The 2377-nt window shown below is 76.4% G+C and carries 1 protein-coding gene; it reads right to left on the reverse strand.

Annotated features, from left to right (window positions below):
* A partial coding sequence (locus FHS22_RS37075) for an acyltransferase domain-containing protein (RefSeq protein ID WP_260408679.1) occupies positions 1 to 2344 on the reverse strand: 2344 nt, incomplete at its 3' end.
* Positions 2345 to 2377: the final 33 nt, after the last annotated feature.

Here is a 2377-nt window from a genome sequence, read left to right on the forward strand (position 1 = left end):
CCAGCAGCAGATCACGCACACCGTGCCGGGCCACCAGATGCCGGGCCACCAGCGCGCCCAGACCACCGGTACCACCCGTCACCAGCACCGTCCCCTCGATCACCGGGACCGGTGCGGCCGGGGACGTACGACGGGCCAGACGGGGCACCAGCAGGGCGCCGTCCGTGACCGCGAGCTGGGTCTCGCCCGCCGCGACCGCCGCGGCCACCCGGCCCCAGTCGCGGAAGCCCGCCGGCACCTCGGCCAGCGCGAACCGGCCCGGCTGCTCGGTCTGCGCCGACCGCACCAGCCCCCAGACGGCCGCGCCCGCCACGTCGCCGGGCCGGGTGACGAAGACGAGCCGCGAGCTCGCGAACTGCTCGTCGCCGAGCCAGCCCTGTACGAGGTCGAGCACCTGGCGCAGCCCGTCGTGGGCCGAGTACGGCAGGTCGTCGGCGTCCCCCCGGCAGGGCGCCAGCACCAGGCCGGGCACCTCGCCCGCGCTCATGTCGGCGAGCGAGAACAGGTCGTAGTAGCGCGGCGCGGGCGTCCCGGCCGCCGCCAGGTCGGCCTCGGTCTCGTCGGCGAGCGTGTCGAACCCGACCACCGCCCACTGCCGGTCCTCCGAGCCGCCGGCCGCGGCGGTCTCGGCCCATTCGAGCGCGTAGGGCGCGGTCCCGGCGGAAGGGCGGGCGACGTTCCTCGGGGTCTCGCGGAGTGCCAGGGTCTCGACGCCGGCGATCCACTCGCCCGCGCCGTCGAAGAGCGCCAGCGCGATCCGGCCGCCGCCTCTCTCCGTGATCCGTACGCGGAGGGTGTCCGCGCCGCGGGCGGTCACGCGGATGCCGCTCCAGGAGAACGGCAGCAGCAGGGTGTCCCCGTCGTGGCCCGACTCGTGGACGACCAGGTGCAGGGCGGCGTCCAGGAGGGCGGGGTGGAGGATGAAGCGGCCGGCGTCCCCGTGCACCTGGTCGGGCAGCGCGACCTCGGCGTAGGCGTGGCCGTCCGCGTGCCAGGCGGCGCGCAGGCCCTGGAAGGCGGGGCCGTAGTCGTAGCCGCGTCCGGCGAGCCGGTCGTACACGCCGGCCAGGTCGACCTCGGTCCCCTCCGGCGGCCAGGACGCGAGCCTCTCGGGGGCGGTCGCCGGGACCGTGCCGAGCAGGCCGCCCGCGTGCGCCGTCCAGGGGTCGTCGTCGGACCGCCGGGCGTGGACGGCGACCGTTCGGCGGCCCTGTCCGTCCGGCCCGCCCACGGCCACCTGCACCTGCACGGATCCGGACTCGGGCAGGAACAGCGGCGCGTCCAGCGTCAGGTCCTCCACCAGGTCGCAGCCGGCGTGGGCGGCGGCCTCCAGCGCCAGGTCGGCGAAGGCCGTACCGGGCAGCAGCGCCGCGCCGTCCACGGCGTGGTCGGCCAGCCACGGGGTCGTGGCCGGGGACAGCCGTCCGGTCAGCAGGAAGCCGTCGGCGGCGGCGAGCGGGACGACCCGGTCGAGCAGCGGGTGCGGGGAGGAGGCCGGGGCCGCCGCCACCGGGTCGAGCCAGTAGCGGTTCCGCTGGAAGGCGTAGGTCGGCGGCACCCCGGCCGGGCGCGGGCCGGGACCCAGGACCTTCGCCCACGCCACGTCCGCACCCAGCGTCCACGCCCGGGCCAGGGAGAGGAGCATGCGGCGCGGGCCGCCCTCGTCGCGGCGCAGCGACCCGCACACCCCGGCCTCGACCCCGGCGGCGTCGCAGATGTCGGTCACGTCCCCGAGCAGCACCGGGTGCGGACTGACCTCGATGAACACCGGCGGGCCCGGCTCGGCCGCGGTCCTGATCGTCTCGTCGAACAGCACCGGGCGGCACAGGTTGTCGATCCAGTACGGCGCCGACAGGCTCGTGCCCTCGACGAACGCCGCCTCGACCGAGGAGCAGAAGCGCACCTCGCCCTCGGCCGGCCGTACGTCGGCCAGCGCCTTCTCCAGTTCGGGGACGAGAGGGCGCATGTGCGGGGTGTGGCTGGCGTAGTCGATGGCGACCCGGCGCGCTCTGATGCCTTCGTGCCCGGCGAGCTCGGCCAGGGCGTCGAGGTCTCCGGCGGCCACGCAGCTCTCCGGACCCGCGTGCACGGCCACCCACAGGCGGTCCGGCCACCGCGACCCGATCAGCTCGGCGGCCTCGGCGGCGGGCAGGTTGATCGCGGCCATGCCGCCCGTGCCGTCCATCCGGGTGATGATCCGGCTGCGCAGGACCATGATCCGGGCCGCGTCCTCCAGGGACAGCGTCCCGGCGGCGCAGGCGGCCGTGATCTCGCCCTGCGAGTGGCCCACCACGGCCCGCGGCTCCACCCCCGCCCACCGCCACACCGCCGCCAACCCCACCATCACCGCCCACAACACCGGCTGGATCACCTGCGA

The sequence above is a fragment of the Thiemannella venezuelensis genome, assembly GCF_014203605.1.
GTDB classification, from domain to species: Bacteria; Actinomycetota; Actinomycetes; order Streptosporangiales; family Streptosporangiaceae; genus Planomonospora_A; species Planomonospora_A venezuelensis.